Annotated in this window: 36 protein-coding genes; 10 read left to right on the top strand and 26 right to left on the bottom strand. The window is 35.6% G+C overall.

Translation table 11 applies throughout. The features are described 5' to 3' along the window. Positions 1-60: 60 nt before the first annotated feature. A complete protein-coding gene (locus F8162_RS00770; protein ID WP_151582648.1) occupies positions 61-534 on the top strand; it encodes a hypothetical protein in 474 nt (157 codons plus the stop codon). A 75-nt stretch (positions 535-609) separates the two neighbouring features. Here F8162_RS00770 and F8162_RS00765 read toward each other — a convergent pair whose 3' ends face one another. Then, positions 610-1,365 carry a GIY-YIG nuclease family protein gene (locus F8162_RS00765; RefSeq protein WP_151582646.1) on the bottom strand — a complete coding sequence of 252 codons (756 nt, stop codon included), beginning with the start codon at positions 1,363-1,365 and terminating at the stop codon, positions 610-612. A gap of 12 nt (positions 1,366-1,377) precedes the next feature. Next, entirely contained in the window at positions 1,378-1,962 is a 585-nt protein-coding gene (locus F8162_RS00760) for a recombinase family protein (RefSeq protein ID WP_025921809.1), read from the bottom strand. A 96-nt stretch (positions 1,963-2,058) separates the two neighbouring features. Between F8162_RS00760 and F8162_RS00755 the strand changes: the two genes are divergently transcribed. Beyond that, complete coding sequence (locus F8162_RS00755; protein ID WP_151582644.1) at positions 2,059-2,334, top strand: hypothetical protein; 276 nt, start codon at positions 2,059-2,061, stop codon at positions 2,332-2,334. A gap of 151 nt (positions 2,335-2,485) precedes the next feature. Here the strand turns inward: F8162_RS00755 and F8162_RS00750 are convergent, their stop codons facing one another. The 4 genes from F8162_RS00750 to F8162_RS28575 all read right to left on the bottom strand — a co-directional run bounded on the left by F8162_RS00750 (position 2,486) and on the right by F8162_RS28575 (position 4,948). Next, positions 2,486-2,734, bottom strand: coding sequence for a hypothetical protein (locus F8162_RS00750; protein ID WP_151582642.1), 249 nt, complete (start codon positions 2,732-2,734; stop codon positions 2,486-2,488). 896 nt (positions 2,735-3,630) lie between these two features. Continuing rightward, positions 3,631-4,002 carry an ArpU family phage packaging/lysis transcriptional regulator gene (locus tag F8162_RS00745; RefSeq protein ID WP_151582640.1) on the bottom strand — a complete coding sequence of 124 codons (372 nt, stop codon included), beginning with the start codon at positions 4,000-4,002 and terminating at the stop codon, positions 3,631-3,633. 137 nt (positions 4,003-4,139) lie between these two features. Then, on the bottom strand, positions 4,140-4,769 hold the full coding sequence (gene recU / locus F8162_RS00740) for a Holliday junction resolvase RecU (RefSeq protein ID WP_151582638.1): 630 nt from the start codon (positions 4,767-4,769) through the stop codon (positions 4,140-4,142). 2 nt (positions 4,770-4,771) lie between these two features. After that, complete coding sequence (locus F8162_RS28575; protein ID WP_192797583.1) at positions 4,772-4,948, bottom strand: hypothetical protein; 177 nt, start codon at positions 4,946-4,948, stop codon at positions 4,772-4,774. A gap of 209 nt (positions 4,949-5,157) precedes the next feature. Here F8162_RS28575 and F8162_RS00735 point away from each other — a divergent pair, with 209 nt between their 5' ends. Next, positions 5,158-5,547, top strand: coding sequence for a hypothetical protein (locus F8162_RS00735; protein ID WP_151582636.1), 390 nt, complete (start codon positions 5,158-5,160; stop codon positions 5,545-5,547). 747 nt (positions 5,548-6,294) lie between these two features. On the opposite strand, the gene F8162_RS00730 is transcribed toward F8162_RS00735, so the two are convergent. From F8162_RS00730 to F8162_RS00660, 16 genes are all read right to left on the bottom strand, one after another. Beyond that, a complete protein-coding gene (locus F8162_RS00730; RefSeq protein WP_151582634.1) occupies positions 6,295-6,489 on the bottom strand; it encodes a hypothetical protein in 195 nt (64 codons plus the stop codon). Between the two features lie 15 nt (positions 6,490-6,504). Continuing rightward, entirely contained in the window at positions 6,505-6,771 is a 267-nt protein-coding gene (locus F8162_RS00725) for a hypothetical protein (RefSeq protein WP_151582632.1), read from the bottom strand. Then, on the bottom strand, positions 6,752-6,898 hold the full coding sequence (locus F8162_RS00720) for a Fur-regulated basic protein FbpA (RefSeq protein WP_151582630.1): 147 nt from the start codon (positions 6,896-6,898) through the stop codon (positions 6,752-6,754). The genes F8162_RS00725 and F8162_RS00720 overlap by 20 nt, the downstream gene beginning before the upstream one ends. Positions 6,899-6,906: 8 nt before the next feature. Further along, the gene (locus F8162_RS00715; RefSeq protein ID WP_151582628.1) at positions 6,907-7,320 is read right to left on the bottom strand and encodes a hypothetical protein; all 414 of its coding nucleotides are present in this window, start codon (positions 7,318-7,320) and stop codon (positions 6,907-6,909) included. Further along, positions 7,317-7,769, bottom strand: coding sequence for a nucleoside permease (locus tag F8162_RS00710; RefSeq protein ID WP_151582626.1), 453 nt, complete (start codon positions 7,767-7,769; stop codon positions 7,317-7,319). Before F8162_RS00710 ends, F8162_RS00715 begins: the two co-directional genes overlap by 4 nt. Before the next feature lie 15 nt (positions 7,770-7,784). After that, positions 7,785-7,958 (bottom strand): hypothetical protein, encoded by a 174-nt coding sequence (locus F8162_RS28570; RefSeq protein ID WP_192797584.1) that lies wholly within the window; start codon positions 7,956-7,958, stop codon positions 7,785-7,787. Then, on the bottom strand, positions 7,955-9,286 hold the full coding sequence (dnaB, locus tag F8162_RS00705) for a replicative DNA helicase (RefSeq protein ID WP_151582624.1): 1,332 nt from the start codon (positions 9,284-9,286) through the stop codon (positions 7,955-7,957). Before dnaB ends, F8162_RS28570 begins: the two co-directional genes overlap by 4 nt. Continuing rightward, positions 9,283-9,630 carry a replicative helicase loader/inhibitor gene (locus F8162_RS00700; RefSeq protein WP_151582622.1) on the bottom strand — a complete coding sequence of 116 codons (348 nt, stop codon included), beginning with the start codon at positions 9,628-9,630 and terminating at the stop codon, positions 9,283-9,285. Before F8162_RS00700 ends, dnaB begins: the two co-directional genes overlap by 4 nt. A 12-nt stretch (positions 9,631-9,642) precedes the next feature. After that, positions 9,643-10,512, bottom strand: coding sequence for a hypothetical protein (locus tag F8162_RS00695; protein WP_151630066.1), 870 nt, complete (start codon positions 10,510-10,512; stop codon positions 9,643-9,645). Between the two features lie 34 nt (positions 10,513-10,546). Continuing rightward, on the bottom strand, positions 10,547-10,819 hold the full coding sequence (locus F8162_RS00690; protein ID WP_225990126.1) for a hypothetical protein: 273 nt from the start codon (positions 10,817-10,819) through the stop codon (positions 10,547-10,549). A 150-nt stretch (positions 10,820-10,969) separates the two neighbouring features. Continuing rightward, complete coding sequence (gene recT / locus F8162_RS00685; RefSeq protein WP_151582616.1) at positions 10,970-11,797, bottom strand: recombination protein RecT; 828 nt, start codon at positions 11,795-11,797, stop codon at positions 10,970-10,972. Positions 11,798-11,811: 14 nt separating this feature from the next. Beyond that, entirely contained in the window at positions 11,812-12,747 is a 936-nt protein-coding gene (locus tag F8162_RS00680) for a YqaJ viral recombinase family protein (RefSeq protein ID WP_151582614.1), read from the bottom strand. Between the two features lies 1 nt (position 12,748). Beyond that, positions 12,749-12,949, bottom strand: coding sequence for a hypothetical protein (locus F8162_RS00675; RefSeq protein WP_151582612.1), 201 nt, complete (start codon positions 12,947-12,949; stop codon positions 12,749-12,751). Positions 12,950-13,277: 328 nt separating this feature from the next. Further along, a complete protein-coding gene (tnpB, locus tag F8162_RS00670; RefSeq protein WP_151582610.1) occupies positions 13,278-14,372 on the bottom strand; it encodes an IS200/IS605 family element RNA-guided endonuclease TnpB in 1,095 nt (364 codons plus the stop codon). Between the two features lie 283 nt (positions 14,373-14,655). Further along, positions 14,656-15,420 carry a phage antirepressor KilAC domain-containing protein gene (locus F8162_RS00665; RefSeq protein ID WP_151582608.1) on the bottom strand — a complete coding sequence of 255 codons (765 nt, stop codon included), beginning with the start codon at positions 15,418-15,420 and terminating at the stop codon, positions 14,656-14,658. An 80-nt stretch (positions 15,421-15,500) separates the two neighbouring features. Then, on the bottom strand, positions 15,501-15,704 hold the full coding sequence (locus tag F8162_RS00660; protein ID WP_000575564.1) for a helix-turn-helix transcriptional regulator: 204 nt from the start codon (positions 15,702-15,704) through the stop codon (positions 15,501-15,503). A gap of 256 nt (positions 15,705-15,960) precedes the next feature. Between F8162_RS00660 and F8162_RS00655 the strand changes: the two genes are divergently transcribed. Further along, complete coding sequence (locus F8162_RS00655) at positions 15,961-16,296, top strand: helix-turn-helix domain-containing protein (RefSeq protein ID WP_098168466.1); 336 nt, start codon at positions 15,961-15,963, stop codon at positions 16,294-16,296. An 18-nt stretch (positions 16,297-16,314) separates the two neighbouring features. Here F8162_RS00655 and F8162_RS29215 read toward each other — a convergent pair whose 3' ends face one another. The 3 genes from F8162_RS29215 to F8162_RS00650 form a co-directional block, all read right to left on the bottom strand. Further along, on the bottom strand, positions 16,315-16,446 hold the full coding sequence (locus F8162_RS29215; RefSeq protein WP_264158316.1) for a hypothetical protein: 132 nt from the start codon (positions 16,444-16,446) through the stop codon (positions 16,315-16,317). 153 nt (positions 16,447-16,599) lie between these two features. Then, the gene (locus F8162_RS28565; RefSeq protein ID WP_192797582.1) at positions 16,600-16,758 is read right to left on the bottom strand and encodes a hypothetical protein; all 159 of its coding nucleotides are present in this window, start codon (positions 16,756-16,758) and stop codon (positions 16,600-16,602) included. Positions 16,759-16,797: 39 nt separating this feature from the next. Beyond that, complete coding sequence (locus tag F8162_RS00650) at positions 16,798-17,943, bottom strand: AimR family lysis-lysogeny pheromone receptor (RefSeq protein WP_151582606.1); 1,146 nt, start codon at positions 17,941-17,943, stop codon at positions 16,798-16,800. A gap of 532 nt (positions 17,944-18,475) precedes the next feature. Between F8162_RS00650 and F8162_RS00645 the strand changes: the two genes are divergently transcribed. The 5 genes from F8162_RS00645 to F8162_RS00625 all read left to right on the top strand — a co-directional run bounded on the left by F8162_RS00645 (position 18,476) and on the right by F8162_RS00625 (position 21,499). Further along, positions 18,476-18,793 (top strand): helix-turn-helix domain-containing protein, encoded by a 318-nt coding sequence (locus F8162_RS00645; RefSeq protein WP_151582604.1) that lies wholly within the window; start codon positions 18,476-18,478, stop codon positions 18,791-18,793. A gap of 320 nt (positions 18,794-19,113) precedes the next feature. Then, positions 19,114-19,644 carry a DUF4352 domain-containing protein gene (locus F8162_RS00640; protein ID WP_151582602.1) on the top strand — a complete coding sequence of 177 codons (531 nt, stop codon included), beginning with the start codon at positions 19,114-19,116 and terminating at the stop codon, positions 19,642-19,644. A 12-nt stretch (positions 19,645-19,656) separates the two neighbouring features. Next, entirely contained in the window at positions 19,657-20,001 is a 345-nt protein-coding gene (locus F8162_RS00635; RefSeq protein ID WP_151582600.1) for a DUF4064 domain-containing protein, read from the top strand. Positions 20,002-20,135: 134 nt separating this feature from the next. Next, positions 20,136-20,699 (top strand): DUF4352 domain-containing protein, encoded by a 564-nt coding sequence (locus F8162_RS00630; RefSeq protein WP_151582598.1) that lies wholly within the window; start codon positions 20,136-20,138, stop codon positions 20,697-20,699. Between the two features lie 227 nt (positions 20,700-20,926). Continuing rightward, on the top strand, positions 20,927-21,499 hold the full coding sequence (locus tag F8162_RS00625) for a hypothetical protein (RefSeq protein WP_151582597.1): 573 nt from the start codon (positions 20,927-20,929) through the stop codon (positions 21,497-21,499). A 120-nt stretch (positions 21,500-21,619) separates the two neighbouring features. Here the strand turns inward: F8162_RS00625 and F8162_RS29210 are convergent, their stop codons facing one another. Next, on the bottom strand, positions 21,620-21,754 hold the full coding sequence (locus F8162_RS29210; RefSeq protein ID WP_255260301.1) for a hypothetical protein: 135 nt from the start codon (positions 21,752-21,754) through the stop codon (positions 21,620-21,622). Positions 21,755-21,988: 234 nt separating this feature from the next. Here F8162_RS29210 and F8162_RS00620 point away from each other — a divergent pair, with 234 nt between their 5' ends. Next, positions 21,989-22,099: a YjcZ family sporulation protein gene (locus F8162_RS00620; protein WP_151582595.1), complete on the top strand. Its 111-nt coding sequence runs from the start codon at positions 21,989-21,991 to the stop codon at positions 22,097-22,099. The last annotated feature ends 309 nt before the right edge of the window (positions 22,100-22,408 follow it).

The following is a 22,408-nucleotide window of genomic DNA, read 5'->3' as shown; positions in this document are numbered from 1 at the left end:
ATATAATTTCTTTAGAATTCCAAAGAATTCTTTAGAAATCCAAAGAGAGGTTGATGTAAAATGGCTACAAAATTTTTCCCGGAGAAATTAATCTTTGTACCAGCTAGTGGTGGTCATCCCAAGGATGCAGAATATCGAATTGGGATTGGTCCTGAACAATGGGATAAACCTGTACGAATAAAGAAAGTTCAGATGGTTTATGGTAACAAAATAGCAGGTCGTGTTTCACCTTCATTTCCAGTAGATAGTCACGATGAAGATGCTGTACGCCTTGCAATGGAGTTAATTAATTCAGGATACGGAGTTAATGATCCTTATAAAAAAACAATTGTACAAGTCGCTCCACTAGAGAATAATCAGTCTATAAGCGATTTATTAGAGGCACAATTAGATTATATCCAAGATTTTTATCTAGAACTTATGCCACATCTTACGGTAGTCGATTCTGAACCTAAAGAACCTGTACATTTAAGAGATAACTTATATGGTTTTATATTTGATATTTCCTTCAGTATGAAATACGAAAAAAATTAATATGCTATATAACCCAAACACTATGATTGTTTGGGTATTTTTTTGTAAAATAAAAAAAGCAGCGGATTCGCTACTTTAAAGTAAATGATCTAGTCTTGAGTTACTTGTGCTTTTTCGACCAGATAAAGAGTACATAATATCTTGGTGTTTAATCATTCTCTGATGATTACGAGGTATTTTAAAATCCTTTCTTCGCTCCTTCAATGCGCTGATTACATTGATATCGATACTCAGTGCATTCGCTAACATATTAGGGTTATATCCACTGTCCAATAACGAAAGGACCTCATAAAACATCGACTTCCCACCAACAGATTTGAACATTTCTCTTTTGAATCTATCTCTTTCTCTAGCTCTTTCCTTCTGTAACACAATCATTTGAGGTGTCGCAACCCTACGTTTCCCTTTTTCAATGTCTCTTACAGCATCCTCTAATTTAGCCTGTTTAAAAGCTTCATCAATTTCAGGAATCATTTTTACATGTTTGTACTTTGCGTTTGTATTTTTAATATAGTCAGTGTATAAATCCGGGAACTCCTCTTGCACTTCTTTATTTAGCACTGTTTTATATTCGATCATATAAGTTATCTCTAATAATGAACGCTTTAGCGGACTATCTTCTATTAAATAAGCCACTTTATTGAACAGGTGCGCATAATCTTTAGTATTCGAATAACCATTAAAATGAGCATGAACCCTAGTCTTTATTTTAAAAGCTTTGCCTACATAAACAATTTTGTCATTATGATCGGTGATTAAGTAAACCCCACTGTCATGACTTTGTATTTTGTTATTAAATTCTTCAAAACTCATAAAGCTTAATTCTCCCATATCTTTCCCCTCCTACATAATCCCCTTTTCTTTCGCTCTCTCATAAAGAACTGTACGACTTACACCAGTAACTTCACATATCTTCTTCACTGTGTATCCATTCTCTTCACGATTAGCAAGCAGCTCTAAAGCATGCTCCATTTTAGGGTTTTTATCACCGTATTTTTTAGGTCTTCCCTTATATACGCCACGTTGCTTAGCAAGGTCTATTCCTTCTCGTTGGCGCATCTTAAGTAAATCCCTTTCTAACTGATTAACACCAGCCATTACAGTGAGTAGGAAAGTACTGTATGGATTATCACTAGTTGTATCAAGCCAAGTATCTTTTATTGATTTAATCGAAGCTCCTTTACTCTTAATAACTTCAATCAATTCAAATAAATCCTTTGTACTACGACTAATACGTGTTAAATCGGTAACTACAATCGTGTCACCTTCTTTTAAATTATCAAGCATTAATTGAAGTTCTTCTCTGTTTGTTGTTGCTCCACTTGTTTTCTCTTCATACACATGATCACATCCATAATCATTTAGCTGTTTCAGTTGCCTAGCTAAATTTTGTTCTTGTGTAGAAACACGAGCATAACCAATTATCATAATATCTTCCCCTTTGTCCGTTAACGTGTTCGGAAATTAATTCTAAGTACATAATAACATTTATTTTCCGTACATGTAAACAGGACGTTGAGAAGTATGATAAATTCGTTTACTCTTTTACATCCGTATAGGGTAGACCCAAATGGGATAAAAGTTTTGTATTTATTACATATTGATGTTAATATTATTTTTGTACATATGCGCGAGTGGCGCGATGTAATCATACATCTAATAATGCCACACGAGAAAGAGATGTATATGAAAATCGACTTAAAAGGTAGCTTCGACTTAAAAATTGAAGTAAACCCTGAGTCACTAGCGAAATTAGTAGATTTAGTTCTATTAATCGCACAAGCATACCTGGGACAATAGTCTCAGGTATTTTTTCGTTCGTTGTGTTCGTTTGTTTTGTAAATCCTTATCCTTATCTTTTCTTAACAGCAATCAATCTGTTCAACTTAACGTTTAATGTGTAATTTCTATATAACAAAGAAAAAAGCACCCGTCATGGATGCCTTTAAGATTAATAACCTCGAGTGAAAATGTTTTTAGGGTCTATTTTTTCTGCAGTTGAATGTCCGGGAACATCATGACCCTCTATAACTTCGACTGCTAGAACTTCATTCATATTAACCACATGGTTCCCAAAGCTCTTAGCTCCATTAAAACCTACATAATTAATTTCTGAGATAACATCAACTTTATTACCTTCCATTTTCGCTATGATTTGATTGTTGTTTTTCATTGTAAATACAATCTCAAGTTCTTTCATATTTATCTCCTCCTCTCCTACTCTATCTATTCGACAGAATAAAAGAATATCCTACAAAAACAAAAAGCCATCACCGAAGTGACAGCTTTCAAGGGGATGGAAGAGAGAAAACAAATAGCAAAGTTTCTCTTAGATCAAGGATGAGTACTCTCAACCTTCTCCAAGCCACCGCATCATGTAATGTTTTAGCTCTCATTAGCTACGCGCTTTACGTTCGGTGACCTGGAGAAGAATAAGAATCTTCTCGTTTTAAGTCCGTGGACTCGAGAGCTATGGTGTAACTCTCTTATAAAGGTTTTTAAATTTTTATCAAGACGTAAGTGTTTCTTCCGACGCCTTGTTTGAACTAACATATTTTCAAGGGGATGGAGAGGAGGCTCCACTATGTTAGTTCAAACAAAGAGCGGAAGCTCTCTGCACAACGAAAGATGTGAGTAATTCGTTGAAAGTGTAAATCATTTCGTCCAAATCGTTGAATAAAAACCTATTTTTATTTTGTTTACTGTCCATAAATACGATGTTCATTTAATCATAAATAAACCACCCCATTCCATTTCCAGAAACAAACAACAGAGAGTAATAGACTTATATTCACTATCAGCCCAGAGGACGCATCTGAGCTGAATGGTAAATATAATAGAAACAGCATGACGAATGCGAGTTATCTCACACCCGCCACACTGGAATATGTCATTGTTAATTATTTAAGGGAATCTTACCACCCTTACGGCGAGATTCTTACCGCCCATGCCCGCCCTGCCGCGGTATACGTTAAGGAGTACTAATCCTCTTCGATATGCGGTTGTCAAAGGGCTTGTATCTATAATTTACCGTTATTTTCATTTGCAAAAACTCCCCAAAAAATATGCTATTTCTCTGCGTTTTCTCTGCCATTTTCAAATGATTCCTAATGTAGTAGCGATCAGTTTAATTGCACTCTTCTTCTTCTCGTAAAAGTATGAGTTCTTCATCATCAATTCGTTTTGTACGAATGAATCTTTAACTGGTTTATTATCTAGGAACTTCATAGTAATGATATTTCTTTCGTCTTCATCTAGGATGTTGTTTAATGCCTTTTCTATTTGTTGTACCTTCATTCTACTTGCGACGCTTGAATCGCGTAACTCAGGGAATAAACTAATTCCTTCTTGTTCCACTTCATTACTAAATCGCATCTTAAGCGCTCTGTATTCTTTTAAAATGCTTACTACTTCCTTTTGTACTTTCTTATCATCGATAGCCGGTAATAAAGTTAATTGTCTCTCCATGAAGGAATCCCCCTATTTCGAATTTTGGTTTTTACATTCACATCGGGTACGTGAAATTTTACTATCTCTTTGTTGAATAAGGGAAACATGCATAGCGAGCAGCCCCCACCATCCACTCTGCATGGTTCCGTTATCCATTAAGCCTTTAATAATTTTCTTTTCTTGTTAGCCATCTTCTCTTTTGCTGCTTCAATGTTATTTGCTACCTTTTTATGGTCCTGATCAAATTGAATCATTCCATCAAACATAACTGGTGCTGCCGCTTCATCAATGTATTGTAAGTAATCAATTGGTGCACGTTCTGTCTGTTCTACTAAGTACCCGTAAATATCAAAGTCCGCTCTTGGTATAGACTTCTTTCCTTTTGGTTGCTGCGACATCCTTACATAAGATTGAATGACTGATAGCGGTACTACAAATACTGACTTGTCTTTGCTAAATTCAATAAGGAAGAAACAAATTGCTCCCATATGCTCCGCTTTCTCCAGGTAATCCAACTGGTGCTGTGCAATGTTCTTTAAATCAAATCGCCCAGCATTCTCTGTAGACTTCGCTTCAAATGCTATCGCCCGTCCTTTATACACTCCATCATAGTCCACTGTACTCTTAGCTTCATAGAATCCATTTAATACTCGTCCACCTGCACTTTTTAATACCTTCACAGGAGTCGGACGCTTGTTTATAAGCGCTACTCCCTCTCTTTGATACATTTCATTCGAAAGATTGATAAGCTTTTCAAACACCATTCCGCGGTTACCTTGTCCCATTTTTATTCCTCCATTTCTTTCTTACATTCTTCAAGGAAATCAATAACTTCCTGAACATGCTCCCTCGTCGTCATACTCTCCATCACATATCCTGCATCGTTATAAACATTAACCTTATCCCCTGTGAACTCCATTCCGCACATTCCATCTGCACCTAATAGCTTTACGTTACCTTCCATTCTCCTAACCTCACTTTCTATTAAAAGGATTATTTACCTTTTAGACTTTAATCTCGTTACTTTGTATGAGATTATTTTTCAATGATAAAAAACATTAACAATTATAGAAATATTATACATTTTACCCTTTTTTTATTGACTAAAATCATGTAATGATCTATACTGTTATTTGTATATAACATTTCTAAATTACAAGGGAGGAAATAAAAATGAAAAAATTATGGAAAACACTTTTAGCAGCTTTTGTTTTATCAAGCGGACTTCTTTTTGGTACTTCTGATGCCTTTGCAATGGGGTCAAAAGGCCACAGTAATCTAACTCTATCTACTGATGCTAATAATTATGGTAGAGGAGCAACTTCAATTGATGTTAGTGTGTCAACTACTGCTGGAAATATTGTTGTTGAGTTATACAAAAAAGGTAATAACAACCCTGTTGCAAGACGAGATGCCTATTTTGGCGTTAACGGCGGACGTACGACAGTTAAATTTTATACAAGCGGACTTACATCAGGTCAATATGACGTTGTAGCAACTGGTAGCTGGGGAGATCGTACATATCGTAGAGAACTTACAAGCTACATAAATGTAACTCGATAATCTGTCAAAAGGCACTTGTGAAAGTGCCTTTTTATATATCCTCACCACAACATACAACTTCACCGGCGTCCAATACCTTTTCCAAAGCTCATTTATGCTTCTTTTTCTTTACAGAATTCAAATTTGCTCTTTATCAAAAACTTCAATATCGTATAAAGCCTGTGTAAAGATTGCTGTGGTCCAACCTATCTACCCGATAAACGTTATATAATGAACTTGCAAATACACAATCCTCACAAATAGGACATTCAGCTATGATACAAACAGACACCATATCCATCCCCCCTTGAATAAATCCACAAATCTTGTCCTTACTATAAATACACTTAATTATTGAACTTCCTTCTTAACGTTTTTCTGGAGAGCAGTTAGTTTTTGCTAGCTGCTCTTTTATTTATGAAAATAGATAAAATTCTTTATAATGATTCTTCTTTATTTCTCAATATAAAGAGCCTTGGATTTCCTTTAACAATCTTGTAGTATATGAACAAAGAGTAAGGTAAGAGTTACTCTTTGCCATTTTAGGGAAGGTCCTGTTGGAGACTACAGGGCCTTTTTACATATAGAGATAGTTTTGTTTAATTTTTCACCATTAACCACAATAAATATCTTATAATTGTTATATACTAAATTAATCAATGTATTAGGAGTAGATCAAATGCCAGTTACACTAGAACTTATTCTTTTCATTCTCCTTCGCTTCTGCTAATAATTGAGTTACTTCAAACGTGCCATGCTGCGTATATTTCATTGTTCTTCCTCCTTGTATTTAGATAAAATAGTTGTTAATGCTATTGCTGTCCCTTCATTCGCAATCCATTTCCCTCTATAGAACCCAGCAAGTCCTAAATCTTCATCCTCGTAAGCCTTATCAGCTTCTTTTCTGTTTTCTACCGCTGATTGTTGTAAGTATTCTATATACTCTTCAATCGCTTCTCTCATAACTTCCAGCTCCTTTTATTCACATTCAAAATCAATCATGCAATCCATATCGTCATACCTGTTTATAATTACATCCGTGTAGCCTTCAGTGTCTTCACTTGTGTATCTGTTTATATCGAAAACCAACGCTCCACTAACATTAGTGATTACTTTTCCATCTGCTTCAATAATTTCAAATAAGTCACTACAAATGTTTACTTCCCTCACTTCACTATCCGTTTCATGTCTGCTGTAAACCTCACTAGCGATTTGATGCAAAACTCTATCTGATAATGTCTTCATTCTCCTCATCCCTTTCCAAAAGCCTCGCCAGTTCCTCGCAACTCCCTTCAAATAAGTCGCGCCCATCGGGTAGCTTGAATATGTGATTATCGATTAATTTGTTGATTAAAAAGTCTTGCCTGTCCATGTTGCCTCCTAGCTGATTTGCTTCTTTTTCGCGCTTCCGCGTTTGTCCTTTGGCTTTGTTGCCGCTGCATATTGAGCCATGCCTCTTTCTACCCTTTTGCGGTAGAGGTTTTCACTAATCCCGTGTTCTAACGCTATCTTTAGATACACTTCATGTTTTTTCAACTTCGTTGCTGCTTCAATTTCTGACATTCCACTTCTAATCCTTCTGTAGAAAGTAGAAGCACTAATTCCGTTCTGTTCAGCGAGAAATAATAAAGTCCTATTATTCTCTTTCCCTTTTTTATTTTGGAGCGGAACCGTTATAGCGCGTTCTATGCTCCATTGGTATCCGAATACCCTTTGGTTTACGTTAGTTCTTGATATCCCATTACGCGCTGCAATCTCATAATCTCCCTCTGTTGGAACCGCTTTGTATTTCACAACGCTCCCTCCTTATCCTTCATAAAACAACGTCTTCCTGTATTAATTACTGGCGTTGTCGCTGCTCGTTCCATGTCCCATTTCTGGGTGTGAATTCGCGAAATGAATGTTTGGTAGCCAATCCCGTTTTTCTTAGCGATATTCAACCATGTTTTTTCTGTTTCCCCTTTTTGTCTCGTAGGCTTGGTCGCTGCATCTTTACAATTCCATCCAAGATTGTTTACCCTGGTATAAAATGTGTTCCTATTTATTCCGTTTTCTGATGCTATTTTTATCCATTTACCATGTTTCCGTTCGTATTTGTGCCTAACCGTTCCAATTGGCGCTGTTGTCGCTTCTTCCACATCCCAATCAAAGTCGTATACCCTACTGTTTAACCTTATTCTGTTTATTCCGTTAGCTGCTGCCCTTGCATATTCCTCATCAGTTAACCAACGATTTAAAGCCATTTTCTCCCTCCTAATCTAGCTCCATAATTTCTTTAAGAGATCTGTCTGAAATGTATATGTCAACAATCTGTATTTTCCCGTATCTCTTCCTAGCCATTCCCTCGGCTTCGCTAAGAATTGCTCCGCCGTACTCTTTGCTTTGTAATCGAAAGTCCCCAATATGTCATCAAAGCTTAGTTGACTTTTCATTGTTCAAACCTTCTTTCCAAATTTACGAACTTTCCGTATTCCTTAATGAATGCCAATTCTACCGATCCAACCGGGCCATTCCTTTGCTTCCCTATGATGATTTCTATCGTGTTTTTGTTCTCTGTTTCTCGGTCGTAGTAATCCTCCCGATATAGGAACGCTATGACGTCTGCATCCTGCTCTATTTGCCCGCTCTCGCGTAAATCTGACATCATAGGTCTTTTGTCTTGGCGTTGTTCTACACCACGGCTCAACTGAGATAGAGCAACCACACATACATTTAATTGACGAGCCATCGTTTTAAGTGTCCGGCTAATTTCTGCTATCTCTGCTTGTCTGTTTCCTTTATGTACCGGATTCCCTGTTATGAGCTGTAAGTAGTCGATGATCACCATGATTTGTCTACCTGGGAACTCATCGCATAATTTTTTAACCTTTGACCAAATGAAATTCGTTGTAATCCCTGCATCATCAAAGATTCGAATGTTTTTGTTGTTTAAAACTCCCATAGCTTGTGTTAACTTCGTCCAATCTTCTGGGTTTAACTCGCCTGTTTTCATGCGATTCCCATCTATATTGCCGTTAATGCTGACCATTCTTTTCAATAGTTCTTTCTTGCCCATTTCCAACGAGAAGATAGCGACTACATCACCTTCACTGAGTTCTCCTGCCGCATTATTAGCTACATTTAAACAAAACGCTGTCTTCCCTACAGACGGCCGAGCCGCAACAATTATGAATTCTTGTGGTTTGAATCCTGCCGTCATGCGGTTTAATTCAGTAAATCCCGTATCCATTCCAGCCAATCCGCGAACCGGATTCTCTAACTCTCCAAAAACTTCTATAAGTCCGTCCTTGATTCGCCCGTCACTGTTCTTGTCTTCCCTACTTAAATTCAGTAGCGCTGCCATTTGTGTTTGAATAGCGAGTTCTGTATCGTTTCCGCTATGAACCGCCTGTTTTAACGCTTCTGTATTTCTAACAACCTCTCTATCTCGCCATTTACTCCATACGATTTTTTCATAGTATTTAATATTAGAAGTACTTGGCGTAGTCTCTGATAATTGAGCAAGATATCCAATCCCACCAACATCCTCTATAAGCCCTTTCTCAGCCAATCTAGCGGTCATTGTTATAAGGTCTACTGGTTCGTTTCCACTGTCAATTTCGAGCATAATACGGAAGATATGGACATGCTGAGGACGATACATCTGCTCAGGTATTAAATTAATATCTTTTATCTTGTCTGGATCTAATATCAGTCCTCCTAGAAGACCTTGCTCCGCTTGAATGCTATATAAACCCTCGTAATCTAAAGTGTGATTCACTGTCTTCCCCTCCGTTTAATCCCCAATATCTTCGCTATTTCTTTCAGGTGCTTTTCCCGTTCCTCCGGCGGCGCCACGTCTTTGCTATTTTCGTCCCACTGCTTAAATAATTGTTTCGTCCCTAATACAGTTGGCCCGCTATATTTTTCTTCATGTAATAGGTCAGCTGGTTTGGGAGGAAACTTATTTGTTTTACAATGTTCCTTTAACTTCACAAGTGTTTCTTCGTAAGGAACATCCTTCATTAGGTCAATCCATACTTTCACAAGGTCATCTGTAAGCTCAAAGTGTGGGTATACTGCAACAATGTAACGTAGCAAACCCGTAACTTCCTTTTGTTCCATTCCTTATCCCCTCTATTCATATTTAGCAAGTAATTCCGCGTTCTTCGCTTGTCTTTTCTTTTGTTTACCAGGTATTACGGTTAATGGCTTGTTCGTCTGTTGTTTTGAATGCCATCTGTTATAGATGTAACTCGCACAATATCTAAATGAATTTATCCGATCCATTGAATGTTTAGGTTTATAGTTTTGAAAACATTCATCTAAGTAGAAAAGTATTTCATTAAAAGGAACACCTTCCTGTAAGAGCTGATTCGCTGTACTATAATCATCTGGTCCAGGGAAACCTCTTCCTTTCAATCTCATATATTTATCAGTGATTATATTTACTTGTTCTTGTGACGGAGTTTCTTCAACAACAACATTCTTTAAAACATTCTTGTTTGTGGTCAGTTTTTGCGATTTTGTTGGACACTTGTTGGTCAAGTTGTGGTCACTTTTAGTTTCTTCAAACTCTGAAAACATTGGTATATCAGTGTTTTCAGGCTCTTTTTTGATGGTCATTTGTTGGTCAATTTTTCGTTCGAAATGCTCATTTTTGTTGGTCAACTGTTGGTCACTTTGTTGATACAGATGCCAGTTAAGTATTGATATGACGCTGTATTTCGTGGTTTTTTTGATGGTCAGCATCTCCATCTCTTCAAATAGTGCTAAATATCGTTCGATGGTCTTTTCTGAAATGGTCTGCGACTTCTTAACACCTTTATTAAATTCTTCTGCTAATGCTTTTCTACCAGTAACAAATTGACCACTTTGAAGACTTACAACCTGATTTCCAACAAACACTTCACGTTCTTTATGAGAAGCTCTCATTAAGCAAAGCGTCCACAACTTGAATTTGTTACTATCCGTCCATATAGAACTTTCCATAATCTTTCGATGCAATTTTATCCACCCCGTCACAAGGTCTCACCTGCCTTTACTCCGCTTTCTTCCTCATTACAAACAGATACTGAACTGTATCTATATAACCGTTAAATTTAAATCCACCTTTACTGAAGTTTCTCCCCATGTCGTAATCAAAGTCTTTTCTTTGCTTGTAGATTTTTTGATATGGCCTTACATGTTCATATCCATCTTTTTCTAACTCTCTTACCTTTTTTAATAGCTTAGTAAGGTTATATCCCTTCACTGGGAAAGGCTTACTATCATCACGCTCTTTTTTTCTCCAATGTAATTGCAAATCAATCACCTCGTTCGCAAATTGCTATCCCGTTTTTTACTCGCAAAACTTTGTATCCGTCATAACGCTTCATATATTGCAAAATGTTTTGTTTTATCTCTTCCTGACTAGTACCCTTTAAGCACCAATCAGGAAGAACAACATTTGTTTTTGTAGTTATCATTGTTCAAATACAATTTCTGATTGTTCTTGATTTGTTGTTTCTTCACTTGTTTCTTCTGCTTCAATAAACTCTGGTTCTGCTGTAATGTCTTTTCGAACCACTTCGTCATGTTGCGCCTGCGTTTGAACCTCGATACTAATTGGCAAGTATTTAAACATCGATCTCACGACTGTTTTCTTTGCCATTTCTTCATAATCACTTTTCCAAGGGCCGAAGTCTTTTGATTTAGAACGACCGCGACGCTTTTCAATCTCACTTTCCGGCATGAACTCCATTTGATACCCACCGTCTTTAAAATGAGCTACTGCATATGCTCCAATGAACTTACCTCTATCTCCAAATGAAGGTTTATGTGTCAATTTAGGATGTAACCCTAATTCGTATTCGAACTCATCATTCTCGTACACTGCATGAGCGTAAATACTTTGAATGTGACCAGAACGTCTTGCTAAATCAATCATTCCTTTGTATCCGATGATGAATTGAACTTCCTTAACCCATTGAGGATTTTGTTTTGTACCTGCATTTTTATTGAAAGGAAGCAAGTAACAATGTCCAAGTAATCCTGGTTCTAATCCAAGCTGCACTGCTTGCATCACAGCGCCCATTAGAGAAGGAACAGTACATTCTAATAAAGTTGGGTTAGTTCTTATTGTTGTGAGTGCTATACGGCTCATACGGTCCATATCCATATGCTTTGGTAATACTTCAGCCATTCTCGGACCCATTTTCTTCATATAAGCTTCAACTGTTTGCTCAGGACTAACTGGTTTATTTTCAGTACGGTTTGCTAATTGATTTTTAATAGATTCATTGTTTGCCATTTTTCATTTCCTCCCTATTTAACTGTGAATTTTCTGCTTTTAGATTCTTTTGTATACTGTTTGTACAATTCCGGTTGCTCTTCTTTTAAACGTTTACTATCAATCCGATTTGAAATTTGTGTTTTCCAAGAAACCTTGTAGTTTTCTGTTTTTCCGATTTCATTTGAACCGAGTTTTGCTTTAATTTTGTTTTCGTACTCTGCTTTTTGTTCTTCCAACGCTTTAATTTCCTTATCTACCTGATCACGAGCTTCTATTAATAACTCAACCTCACTTCCTAACTCGACTTCGCTATCCTCAACCGAATCAGGATACATTTCTTTTAGTAGAGTAGATGATGCATCGGATCCATCAAACATTGGAGGTATTCCCTTCTCAACGTGGTTTAACCAGAAGTCTTTTTCAATATCGATTAGGTACTGAATAATTTCTTCATCTCGTTCAATCTTTTTATAGATGAATTTGTTACCGCCGATTAATACCGCTATCCACCATGCTTTATAACCCGTTACAGCCATATAGTGTTGGCACTGTAGAAGATAAGAAGCTGGGATTTCTTCACCTTCCCACTCTTTCTTTAGGTACTCAGAAGCCGTTTTACACTCAAGTCCTACCTTTTCACCAACAACAAGCCTGTCCACATTTGCTAGCATCCAAGGGTATTCAGGATGTTGTAAGATTGCGTTGCATGTTCTAACTTTCAAATTAGTGCGTTTGCTGAATTCTTCAGCTACAATTTCTTCTAAAACATTTCCGAAGTAAGCCGCTTCACTTGGTAATTGGTCTTTAACCGTTTCGCTTGTTTTGTCGTAGTAAACTCCAATTGGAGAGCTCCATTTATTTAAACCCGCAATAGCAGCTGCATCAGAACCGCCAATACCAGCTTTTCTAGCTTCTAACCATTGTTCATGGGCCATATCTTCAGTTGTAATAAGTACATTTGCCTCCATATTATTCACCTGCCACTTTCTTCATCGAATGTTCTTCAACGTATTGTTTGATGCATTCGGATTCGGTATGGATTGGATCACCACTAAAATCAAGGTATCCTTCACCGTAGAAAATTTCTCCGCCACATCCTTGGCAGTAATCCATGAAGTCTCTAGCTGATAAATCGTGATGATTTCCGATTAACATTCCGTTTTCAACCATTTCCACATTCCTCCTTATTTACTACGAAAAGTCGATGTGATATAATGAGGATAACTTAATTTTTCGACTTTTCTCGAAACGCCCTGTCTCCCAACTGGGCGTTTCTTCATTTTGTTTTGATGCTTTCACGCATCGGAATATCCAGGAACCTTTCAATAAGGTGGGGACCAACATTAAATTCCTGAATATTCCGACAAGCGAAGGCTGTAAACCTTACTGCATATCGACAAGCGAGGGCTTGTGGCATTCTCAATGAGATTCTTGGGTAATCCTCTCTAATGAAAGGAAATGACCGAGCTATCCCTGTCTACCCGACAGTTAAGTTAGTTTACGCTAACAATCTAATTCCTTCATTTAAGATGTTTATAGCTGCATTAACATCTCTATCATGACGTGTCTTACAATTTGGGCATTCCCACTCTCTAAGATTTAAATTTTTAACATCTTTATTTTTATATCCGCAACAAGAGCATAGTTGAGACGAAGGGAATGATTTACCTATAATTGATATTGTTTTCCCATGCCAATTAGCTTTGTACTCTAGCATTTCACGGAAAGTATGCCATGCTGCATCTGCGATACTTTTTGATAAATTGTGATTTTGCATCATATTTTTAACTTTTAAATCTTCTAAGCAAATCGTTTGGTTTTCACGGATTAACTTAGTAGACAATTTATTCAGAAAATCTTTTCGTATATTTGTTATTTTTTCGTAAATACAAGCAACTTGTAATCTGGCTTTTTCTCTATTCTTTCCTCCTTTTTTCCTACGAGAAAGCTTACGTTGCCAAAACGCTAACTTTTTTTCGTATTTTCTGTAGTTTTTAGGATTAGGTATTTTCTCTCCAGTTGAAAGGACTGCAAAATCTTTTATTCCTAAATCCACCCCTACAGATCGTTCTGTCTTCTCGAACTTTTGTTCATCAATTTCACACAAGATAGATAAAAAATATCTCCCTGATGGTCTTTGGCGTACTGTACAAGATATAATTCGTCCTTCTATTTCTCTAGATTTTGAAAATTTAACTAAACCAACCTTTGGTAACCTTATTTTGTCACCTTCAATTCGAACTGTATTTCCGTTATTGTTTGTTCTGTAAGATTTGTCTCGAGCATGTTTCTTTTTATATCTTGGATAGCCTTTCTTCTCATTAAAGAACTTTTTAAAAGCTACATCGAGATCTTTTAAAACGTTTTGTAGTACCCATTTATCAGGCTCTTTTAACCACTCGATTTCCTTTTTTAGTGATGTTAATTGTTTATCGCATTGAAATCTTGTCAGAGTAATTTTGTCATTTTCATATGCTTCTTTTCTTTTTGTAAGAAAATAGTTATAAACAAATCTCGCACATCCAAAAGCTTTATGAATTAACACCTTTTGTTCTTCATTGGGATGAAGCCGAAACCTATATGATTTATGCATATCTTTCACCTCCTATCTATCCAGCTTGTCCTATTTAGCTAGAGTTATAAACTCCTTATGCATTTCCTCAACCTTATCCGCGCTGTTATGTATCCCTCTGGCTCTTAAATCCTTTATGATCCATGCTAGTTTCTTTAGTTCGTATTTATCACGCTGCTGTTTATTCGTCATTTTCAAGCCATCCTGCTCTCTTTGCTATAACTTCAATTCGGTGTACTAGGTATACAAATACACATATTGTCGCTGATATGATTGCTAGTGATAATGAACTTTCTTCCATTGTTTACACCGCCTTCTGTTCTTGTTCTTTCTTCAGTCGGTCTATGATGTAGGCTTGTCCTTTTGGTGTTACGTAAGGCGTTAGCCATGTGAAAGGCTCTCCGTTAGGCTTTTCTTTTACACCTTGTACAACTTCGAAGTAACCACTGTCGATTGCTTTCTGAGTTGGTTCATTTTTATTTTTGAAGATTAACCCCCACTCTCGAAGTGTTGCGAATAATCTCTTTTGACCTGTTTTGATACCATGTTTTGCTGCTAACTTAGCAACTTCGCTTACTTTCAGTGCCTTATCCGATTGCATACACGCTTCTGCAAATGTTACTAGCGGTTGTTGCTGCACGATTTGTTGTTGTGCTGCTGCAAGCTTTTCTTTCTCTTCTTTTAATTTAGTGAGAAGACCGATTGCGAAGTCTGGATTTGTTACCGCTTGTTCCAGGACTTGATCTGTCATGTATGCTCCGTGTTTTCTAATAGAAGGAAGCACTTCAATTGCTAACCAATCTTGAAAAGCTTCTGCTAATTCGTTGCTTGCTTTAAAAGCTAGCTTGTATACCAACGGTTCAGGAATCAAATCACCTTTCCCCACTTGTGGGGAATTTTTAGGAAGATAAGAATTCACCCTATCCCATCTCACATACATTTTGTTATTTTTAGTTCTCGCAATACCTAAACTCTTAGCAACTTGTTCTACATCGAACAACACTTCGCCATTTTCGAATTTTGCTGATACCTCAAAAATTTCATTTTTAAAATTTTGTAGTTGACTCATAATATCGCTCCTTTTTATTTGTTCGAAAAAATCGAACTTAATATTTAAAAAAAATCTATTTTAACGTTATTAAGTTCGATTTATTCAACCTTTTTAAAAAGATCTTCCACAGGTACTGAAAATACTCTAGAAATAGCAAAGGCTGCTTCCTTACCTGGAGACTTCGTACCCTTAACATATTCACAAACCGTGCTTTTAGAGCGTTTTATCTCTTTAGCTAGTTGTATCTGTCTCATTTCATTTTCATCAAGCAAAGCCGACAATTTTTTGTTGTCAAAAATCATTTTCCTGTTCACCTCGCTTACAAGTAATACTATATCAAAAAGTTCGAAAAAAGGGAACTATTTTTTAAAAACTTTTTTATTTATTTTTAATCTGTAAATTCTACTATTATAATTAACAACCGCAGAAAAGTTTGCTCTGAGCGAACTTTTATAATAAAATGAACTTAATTACTGTAATACTACTACAGTAATACTGTGAGTATTGAACTTTCTAATCGTATATAAATTGAATTTGAATAAAAAGGGTGGATTAATTATGCGCGGGGATAGGGTAAAACAATTAAGGAAAGAAATGAAATGGACACAAGAAGAATTAGGTAACCGTGTTGATTTGAAGAAATCAACAATATCAGAGATAGAAAACAATAAAAAAGATGCTGGTAGAAAAGCTATTACAAAAATCGCTACAGTTCTAAATTGTACTACTGATTACTTATTAGGACTTTCTGATGATCCTCAGTTAAGTAGCGAACAATACTCAGATTTACGAAAGAAATTCGATGTATTACTTGAAAAGCTAGAACAAAAACCTAAACACGAACAGGAGATGCTTTATAAAATGATGCAAGCAGCCCTTGGTTCAGATGACTAAATGATTGTCAGCGAGAAGCTAACAATCATTTTTTTTATTCATTATTTGCAGCTCTATATTAGCAACTTCTTTTTTCTTATTTTCATCATTTGTGATTTCTCCCATAACAAGTGCCTTCCATAGCACCTCAGCTAAGTTCTCTTTTCTCATCCCTAAAACCCCCAGTTTTTCTATGTAGTTTGTGAACGATTCACAATGATTACCTTTTTGGTTTTTTTCTTCAAAAATAGGATTTCCCCGAAAAGCACAAATGGCATTACCTCAACGAGAGGTAATGCCATTTAAATATATATATTATTATAATCAGCCAGCTCCGCCGCCGCCTGGATCGACCATCATTTTGTATTGAGTTTGTTCAGTAATAGCTGATTGCTTAGGTTGTTCTTTTACAATATCAGAAGTATTGAATAAAAACACTCCAAGAACTGCTAACACCGATAAAGTTGATAGAATCTTTTTCAATATGCTCTCACCTACCTATAAGTTAATTATACCATTTTTTCAAAGGATACCCAAGTATAATTTAGGTAATTGAGCATAAAAGATATTGCCGACTTGCTCGAATTTCTTTAAAGAATTTTCTATCAGTTTTTTATCTCCTTTCGCGATACCCATATAGCATAATTGGAAAGCGGATAGCTTACCGTTTTGGTACTCTAATCCATTTAATATTTCAATAGCCCTTTTTTTATTACCTTTTTTAATTTCTAGATAAGCAATCTCTGCAGGATCAGTAAGATACAAATCATCTAAATCTTTCCCATGATATACCTTGAGGAAATTCAACGTGTTTATAATACATTTCTTTTTATTTTTCATTAGGTCATTAAAAGTATCACCAAGAGCGTATAACGCTTGTTCTAAATAAACTTTAGCCTTGTTATAATCCTCAAATATATACGATTCTCCAAGAACATATAACGCACTCGCTTGTGGAATAGGGTATTTTCCCGGTTCTCCAAGGTAGTTCATTAAATAATGAGTGTACTCTCTTGCTTCTTTTATTTTGCAAAGAGTAAGACAAGTAGCGTGGATACTCTCATTAATTTTTATAGTGAAACTCTGCTTTAAAAATTTTTCCTTTTGAGGGATTCCGTTTTCGATCTTTTCTTTAACGTCACGTGCGTATCTATATAGAAAACGATAATCACTTAAATCATAAAGACCATAACAATAAATAATATCGAGGAGTAAATTCATTTCATTACTTTTTACAGTTTTTTGATGTTTTTCAACCTCTGTTAGTAACGGTTGTCCAACAAGGCCTTCTTTACTTCTCTTGTATAAAAGACGATAAACTTTAGCCCATTCTTTTGTAACTTCATTTTTGGAAAGTTCGGCCTTATTAATTAACATTTCCAGTAAATCAAATTCACCTCTAGCATGGACGAATTCCATACCTATTTTTAAATTTTTATTGCCTTTTATCTTCTCGCAATACTCAAACAAACAAGATCTTCTTAATTCCGGATTGTTTTTGTACAGTTGAATTAATGTTTCTGAAAAACATTGAAAGCTAAATTGTGAGTTGCCGTTAAGATAGTAGGAAACCTTCTTTTCGTTGATTCCAAGTCGCACCGCTAATTCTTTATTAGTAATACCAGCAGCAAATAAATCATCTTTCATTTTTAGTAATAGTTTCTGCACTGTTTTGCTCCTCCTTGCCGGAACAAAAGACACGTTATACCCATTTTTTAACTTTTGAGGAAAACGCGTCACTACATTCAAAAGATGTGTTATAATTTATGTAAGACTTGCAGTAAGTGTTTTCCCTACCGAGATTAGGGAAAGCGGTATAAGAGTGTTAGCGCACTACTTATACACGCTGTGAGTCTTTTTTACGTCCGTTTTTAGTTGTTTTCATAATAACACATTTTTCCCAAAATTCGGTCATGGAGTTACCTGACAATTGTTGAGAAAGTTTGATAAACGCTATATAGCAACGTTTATCAGGTCAAAGAAAAATAAAAAATGCAATTATGCATACGACGTTTGAAGAACCCATATGCATATATTACCATAAAACCGAACTTTTGTTCTAATTAATTTTATCGAGGTTCAAAATGAGTCATTTTATTAATTTCATGTCACGAAATTAATCGTTTTATCCAAATATATACCATCTACTTCCTTCGTTCGCTTATAATTGTCACAGATTAAAAAGGGCGGTGAATAGTCATTGCTTAGCGAACGGCTAGTATATTTTCGCAAGAAAAATAAATTAACTCAAAACGATGTTGCTCACCATTTAAATGTTGTTCGTTCAACGTATACCAATTGGGAAGCAGGTCGATCAGAACCTGATGTTTCCACTCTAATCAAGCTTGCTAATCTATATAACATTAGTTTGGACAACTTGGTTGGTAGAGAATACAGAATTCCACCACAAGTCGAGGTCATATTAGACCAAATTTCTGATTTAGACACAGAACCACAAAAGAAAGCGCTAAACCTCTTAGTGGAATATACATACTTGATAAAAAAGTACTTTATGTAGGCTTCACACTCCTTATTTTAACGCATAAACATCTTTACACATCAAGATAATACAAATCTATCGTTAAGATTCTAAAACGAAATACGAAGCGTTGCAGCGCTCGATATTTCAAATTAAAGATATTGTATTTGAATCCATAATAAAAGAAATCATTTCCATTTACTAGAGGTAAAATTTTACATAATTTTACCAATTTATCCAAAGGGAGCTTCGGCTCTCTTTTTTTATTTTCATTCGACAAAATATGACAAAATAGTTGTAACCGTTTCTGTTATGATAGTTTCGGAAATCTTACATTTTACATAACTGGAGGAACAAACATGTATAAAAAAATGGGTACAATTGCTTTAGCAGGAGCACTTGCTTTTAGTTTAGCAGCGTGCGGAGAAACAGAAGTTAAAGAAGTAAGTAAAGACAATGCTCCTAAACAAGAAGAAAAAAAGGACAAAAAAGCATCTACTGAAAACAAAGTTTATAAAATCGGGGATACAGTAGAAGTTAATGGTCTACAACTAACTTTCAGTTCAGCTAAATTCGTTGAACCTAACGAATACATCAAAGCTGAAAAAGGAAAAGTTTTAGAAATCGCATTTAATGCTAAAAACAATGGCAAGAAAGATATATATTTCGGAACTTCTGAACTAAAAATTGCCGACGTTAACGGCAATCAATTCAAAGAGTACTTTGGCGGAGGAGATACATTCGTAAATGAAAATATCGCACCGGGTAACCAAATTACTAACAAAATGACATTTGACGTGCCAGAAGGCGATAAATTCGTTGGTACATTCAAACCAACATTTACATTCGATGAAAAATCTGTCAAATTCGAATTTGACGTGGCTAAATAAGGAGAAATTAAAATGAAAAGAACAGCTGAATTTGTATTAGGACTTATTGGTGGGATTTTTGGAATCCTATGTGCATTTATCGCATTATTTATTGGTGGGCTAGGATCTGCTTTAGAAGCTGATGGCGCAAACACTGTTATTGGCTTAGGATGGGGTGCTGTAGCTCTATCTGTATTAGGAATCGTTGGTTCTGTTATGGTAAGAAGTAAAGCTAAAGTTGGCGGTATCATGATGACTGTTGCTGCTATCGGTGGATTTATTTGTATCTCTGCAATTTACTTATTACCAGGAGTTTTATTATTAATCGGTGGATTGATGGGAATCTTCCGTAAAGATAAGGCTGCTGTATCTGCTTAATCATACGTTATGTTAATCAAAATTAGAGGGCAAAGCTCTCTTTTTTTGTATATTCTAAATATCTTGTACTCAAATAATGGGAATTTTGATACTATTTTATTATAAAAATCTAATATATAAGGGGAGAAATACGGGTGGAAGTTGAAAAGAAATCAAAGGTTTGGGAATATATTGGATGGGGAAGCTTCATTTTAGTCGGTTCTTTCTTATTTTTTTGTGCGTTGATATTAGTATTTGGTGATCCGAAAACTAAATACCAACCTCAAGAGGTGACAGCCCAAGGTCAAGAAGTTAAAAATGCTGAAAAAGATTCGAAAAAAGAATATTCGATTGGCGAGACTATTAAGTTAGGTGACCACAGATTAACTGTAACCGAAGTTAAAAAATCTCCTGGTGGAGAATTCGATAAACCAAGACAAGGGCATGAATACATATTGGTAGCAGTAAATATATATAATGGTGGAAAAGAGGATATCTCATACAATACGCTTGACTTCGAAATGAGAAATAGCCAAGGTAATATCACTAGACCGACCTTATCAATGATCAATCAAAATACCGCACTTAATTCTGGCCAATTAGCGCCCAAAGGACAAGTGGCAGGAACTCTTGTATTTGAACAACCTATAGGTGAGAAATTAAAATTACAATTCACACCTAATTTCTGGAGTAAGAAAAAGATCATCGTTAATCTTTAAAATAAAAAAGCACAGGGAAAGGGAATCCCATGTGCAATAATAACTTAGGTAATTACAGTATAACATAAAACTTCTCTTACATATTTATTTTATATTATTAAAATAAACAAATGTTATTAAAACTAAAGTGGTTCAAGTCGGAGGAAGGCACCTTAGGGTGTCTTTTTTCTACCTAAAAATATTTAATTATTATATAATGATACCATTATACTCCAGGAGGAACATACATGAACAAGAAAATAATTATTGGAATTATCGCTGTAATAGTCGTTATCATTGCTTCCATATCTATTTTTAAGGATTCCAAACCAGAAGATATGAAACCTAAGTATTCACAAAAAGATATGGATGAAATTACCGATAAACACTTTAAAGAACAGCAAGAATTAAAAACACAAATCAAAGAGTTGAAATCTAAAGTAGACTTCTATGAAAAAGAGCAAACTAGGTCACTTCAAAAAACTACACAACCGAGTCAAGAAACACCTAAACCACAAGAACAATTAGAACAAGAAAAGACTAAAAATGATCCGCCAACTACAACTGAGTATACACTTCAACAATTAAAAGAGGCTTTCCCAGTTGGCATGGAATTTAATCAATATGTAGAGAAGAAGAAAACAATGAATGTAGACCATCCTTTTAGCATTTCTCTAAAAAAGGGCAATGTTGGAAGTGTCATTCAAGGTAAAGATGGATTATTAGTAGTATGTGTTGATGGTAACAAAATATTTGATTTAAAAACATTTAGCTCTATCGATGAAGTTAAATCATATGAACAAAGTCTACGCGGAAAATAAAATGCGGTTATTAAACCTAAGAAGGCACCTTTGGGTGTCTTTTCTTTATGTAAACCCCCAAGCATTCATACACATGAGGGTTAATCGATTGAAAGGTAGGGTTGTCTGGAATTCCTTAAATTAAGAACAAAGTGGGATTACTCCTAAACCAATTAATAAAGCTGCAGCAAATGCTGGAATTGGTACAGGAATCTGGATACCTTCTACTACTAAGAAGTATTGTCCACTTACTACTTTAAAACAAACTAATTCCATGGTTATTCCTCCCTTCTGTAAGGATTAATATATTATATTAAATAATCTTATTATTGATATAATTAAATGGTTTGTTTTTTAAAAATATATGATGTTTTGCTATTCTTAGAGTCCTTATGGTTTCTTTTCAAAAGGACCTGCACAATTAATGCCTAAAAACATACAGTAAATTGAATCCGTTAAAATACATGAGTGAACCCTTTTTTTAACCTCCGATTTAAAGGAGGAACCATTATGGGATATGGTGGTAGTTGCGGCGGCGGCTGTGGCTTTGCTGGAGGATTTGCTTTATTAGTTGTATTGTTTATATTATTAATCATCGTTGGAGCTGCTTGCTTCTGCTAAACAAACTATCGGAAAAGACACTCTTATATGGGTGTCTTTTCCTTATGCGTTAAAAAGCCCACCTATTTCCGTAGGTGGGCTTTTTCTTTATTACACAATACCAAAGTATACTCTCTTTTTCTCGTAAACTTAATGCAATTATACATATTCGTAAAAATTACACCAAATAAATATTACATGTAGTAAAATATAGATTGTGGATACATTCTATAAAGCAGATTCTTTTGAAAGGCGTACATATCAATAATTATAAGAGGTGTGGCGTCACTCTAATACTGATCTCAAATCTCTTGTGCTTTGTGAACTAAC

Source organism: Bacillus sp. CH140a_4T (assembly GCF_008923725.1).
Lineage (GTDB): Bacteria > Bacillota > Bacilli > Bacillales > Bacillaceae_G > Bacillus_A.
The sequence above is the reverse complement of the archived record's forward strand: the minus strand, read 5'-3'. Positions and strand labels throughout refer to the sequence as shown.

Bases quoted from the DNA above. Each gene is read 5' to 3' on its own strand.
- F8162_RS00680 (WP_151582614.1), bottom strand. From the start codon at position 12,747: ATGGAGGCAAATGTACTTATTACAACTGAAGATATGGCCCATGAACAA.
- F8162_RS28575 (WP_192797583.1), bottom strand. From the start codon at position 4,948: ATGGAAGGTAACGTAAAGCTATTAGGTGCAGATGGAATGTGCGGAATG.
- F8162_RS00770 (WP_151582648.1), top strand. From the start codon at position 61: ATGGCTACAAAATTTTTCCCGGAGAAATTAATCTTTGTACCAGCTAGT.
- recU (WP_151582638.1), bottom strand. From the start codon at position 4,769: ATGGGACAAGGTAACCGCGGAATGGTGTTTGAAAAGCTTATCAATCTT.
- F8162_RS00765 (WP_151582646.1), bottom strand. From the start codon at position 1,365: ATGGGAGAATTAAGCTTTATGAGTTTTGAAGAATTTAATAACAAAATA.
- F8162_RS28570 (WP_192797584.1), bottom strand. From the start codon at position 7,958: ATGAAAAGTCAACTAAGCTTTGATGACATATTGGGGACTTTCGATTAC.
- F8162_RS00760 (WP_025921809.1), bottom strand. From the start codon at position 1,962: ATGATAATTGGTTATGCTCGTGTTTCTACACAAGAACAAAATTTAGCT.
- F8162_RS00735 (WP_151582636.1), top strand. From the start codon at position 5,158: ATGAAAAAATTATGGAAAACACTTTTAGCAGCTTTTGTTTTATCAAGC.
- F8162_RS00730 (WP_151582634.1), bottom strand. From the start codon at position 6,489: ATGAGAGAAGCGATTGAAGAGTATATAGAATACTTACAACAATCAGCG.
- F8162_RS00635 (WP_151582600.1), top strand. From the start codon at position 19,657: ATGAAAAGAACAGCTGAATTTGTATTAGGACTTATTGGTGGGATTTTT.
- F8162_RS29215 (WP_264158316.1), bottom strand. From the start codon at position 16,446: ATGAGAAAAGAGAACTTAGCTGAGGTGCTATGGAAGGCACTTGTTATG.
- F8162_RS00665 (WP_151582608.1), bottom strand. From the start codon at position 15,420: ATGAGTCAACTACAAAATTTTAAAAATGAAATTTTTGAGGTATCAGCA.
- F8162_RS00625 (WP_151582597.1), top strand. From the start codon at position 20,927: ATGAACAAGAAAATAATTATTGGAATTATCGCTGTAATAGTCGTTATC.
- F8162_RS00720 (WP_151582630.1), bottom strand. From the start codon at position 6,898: ATGGACAGGCAAGACTTTTTAATCAACAAATTAATCGATAATCACATA.
- recT (WP_151582616.1), bottom strand. From the start codon at position 11,797: ATGGCAAACAATGAATCTATTAAAAATCAATTAGCAAACCGTACTGAA.
- F8162_RS00700 (WP_151582622.1), bottom strand. From the start codon at position 9,630: ATGGAACAAAAGGAAGTTACGGGTTTGCTACGTTACATTGTTGCAGTA.
- F8162_RS29210 (WP_255260301.1), bottom strand. From the start codon at position 21,754: ATGGAATTAGTTTGTTTTAAAGTAGTAAGTGGACAATACTTCTTAGTA.
- F8162_RS00725 (WP_151582632.1), bottom strand. From the start codon at position 6,771: ATGAAGACATTATCAGATAGAGTTTTGCATCAAATCGCTAGTGAGGTT.
- F8162_RS00675 (WP_151582612.1), bottom strand. From the start codon at position 12,949: ATGGTTGAAAACGGAATGTTAATCGGAAATCATCACGATTTATCAGCT.
- tnpB (WP_151582610.1), bottom strand. From the start codon at position 14,372: ATGCATAAATCATATAGGTTTCGGCTTCATCCCAATGAAGAACAAAAG.
- F8162_RS00755 (WP_151582644.1), top strand. From the start codon at position 2,059: ATGATAAATTCGTTTACTCTTTTACATCCGTATAGGGTAGACCCAAAT.
- F8162_RS00745 (WP_151582640.1), bottom strand. From the start codon at position 4,002: ATGGAGAGACAATTAACTTTATTACCGGCTATCGATGATAAGAAAGTA.
- F8162_RS00640 (WP_151582602.1), top strand. From the start codon at position 19,114: ATGTATAAAAAAATGGGTACAATTGCTTTAGCAGGAGCACTTGCTTTT.
- F8162_RS00750 (WP_151582642.1), bottom strand. From the start codon at position 2,734: ATGAAAGAACTTGAGATTGTATTTACAATGAAAAACAACAATCAAATC.
- F8162_RS00660 (WP_000575564.1), bottom strand. From the start codon at position 15,704: ATGATTTTTGACAACAAAAAATTGTCGGCTTTGCTTGATGAAAATGAA.
- F8162_RS00710 (WP_151582626.1), bottom strand. From the start codon at position 7,769: ATGGCTTTAAATCGTTGGTTAACTGATGAGGAATATGCAAGGGCAGCA.
- F8162_RS00655 (WP_098168466.1), top strand. From the start codon at position 15,961: ATGCGCGGGGATAGGGTAAAACAATTAAGGAAAGAAATGAAATGGACA.
- F8162_RS00620 (WP_151582595.1), top strand. From the start codon at position 21,989: ATGGGATATGGTGGTAGTTGCGGCGGCGGCTGTGGCTTTGCTGGAGGA.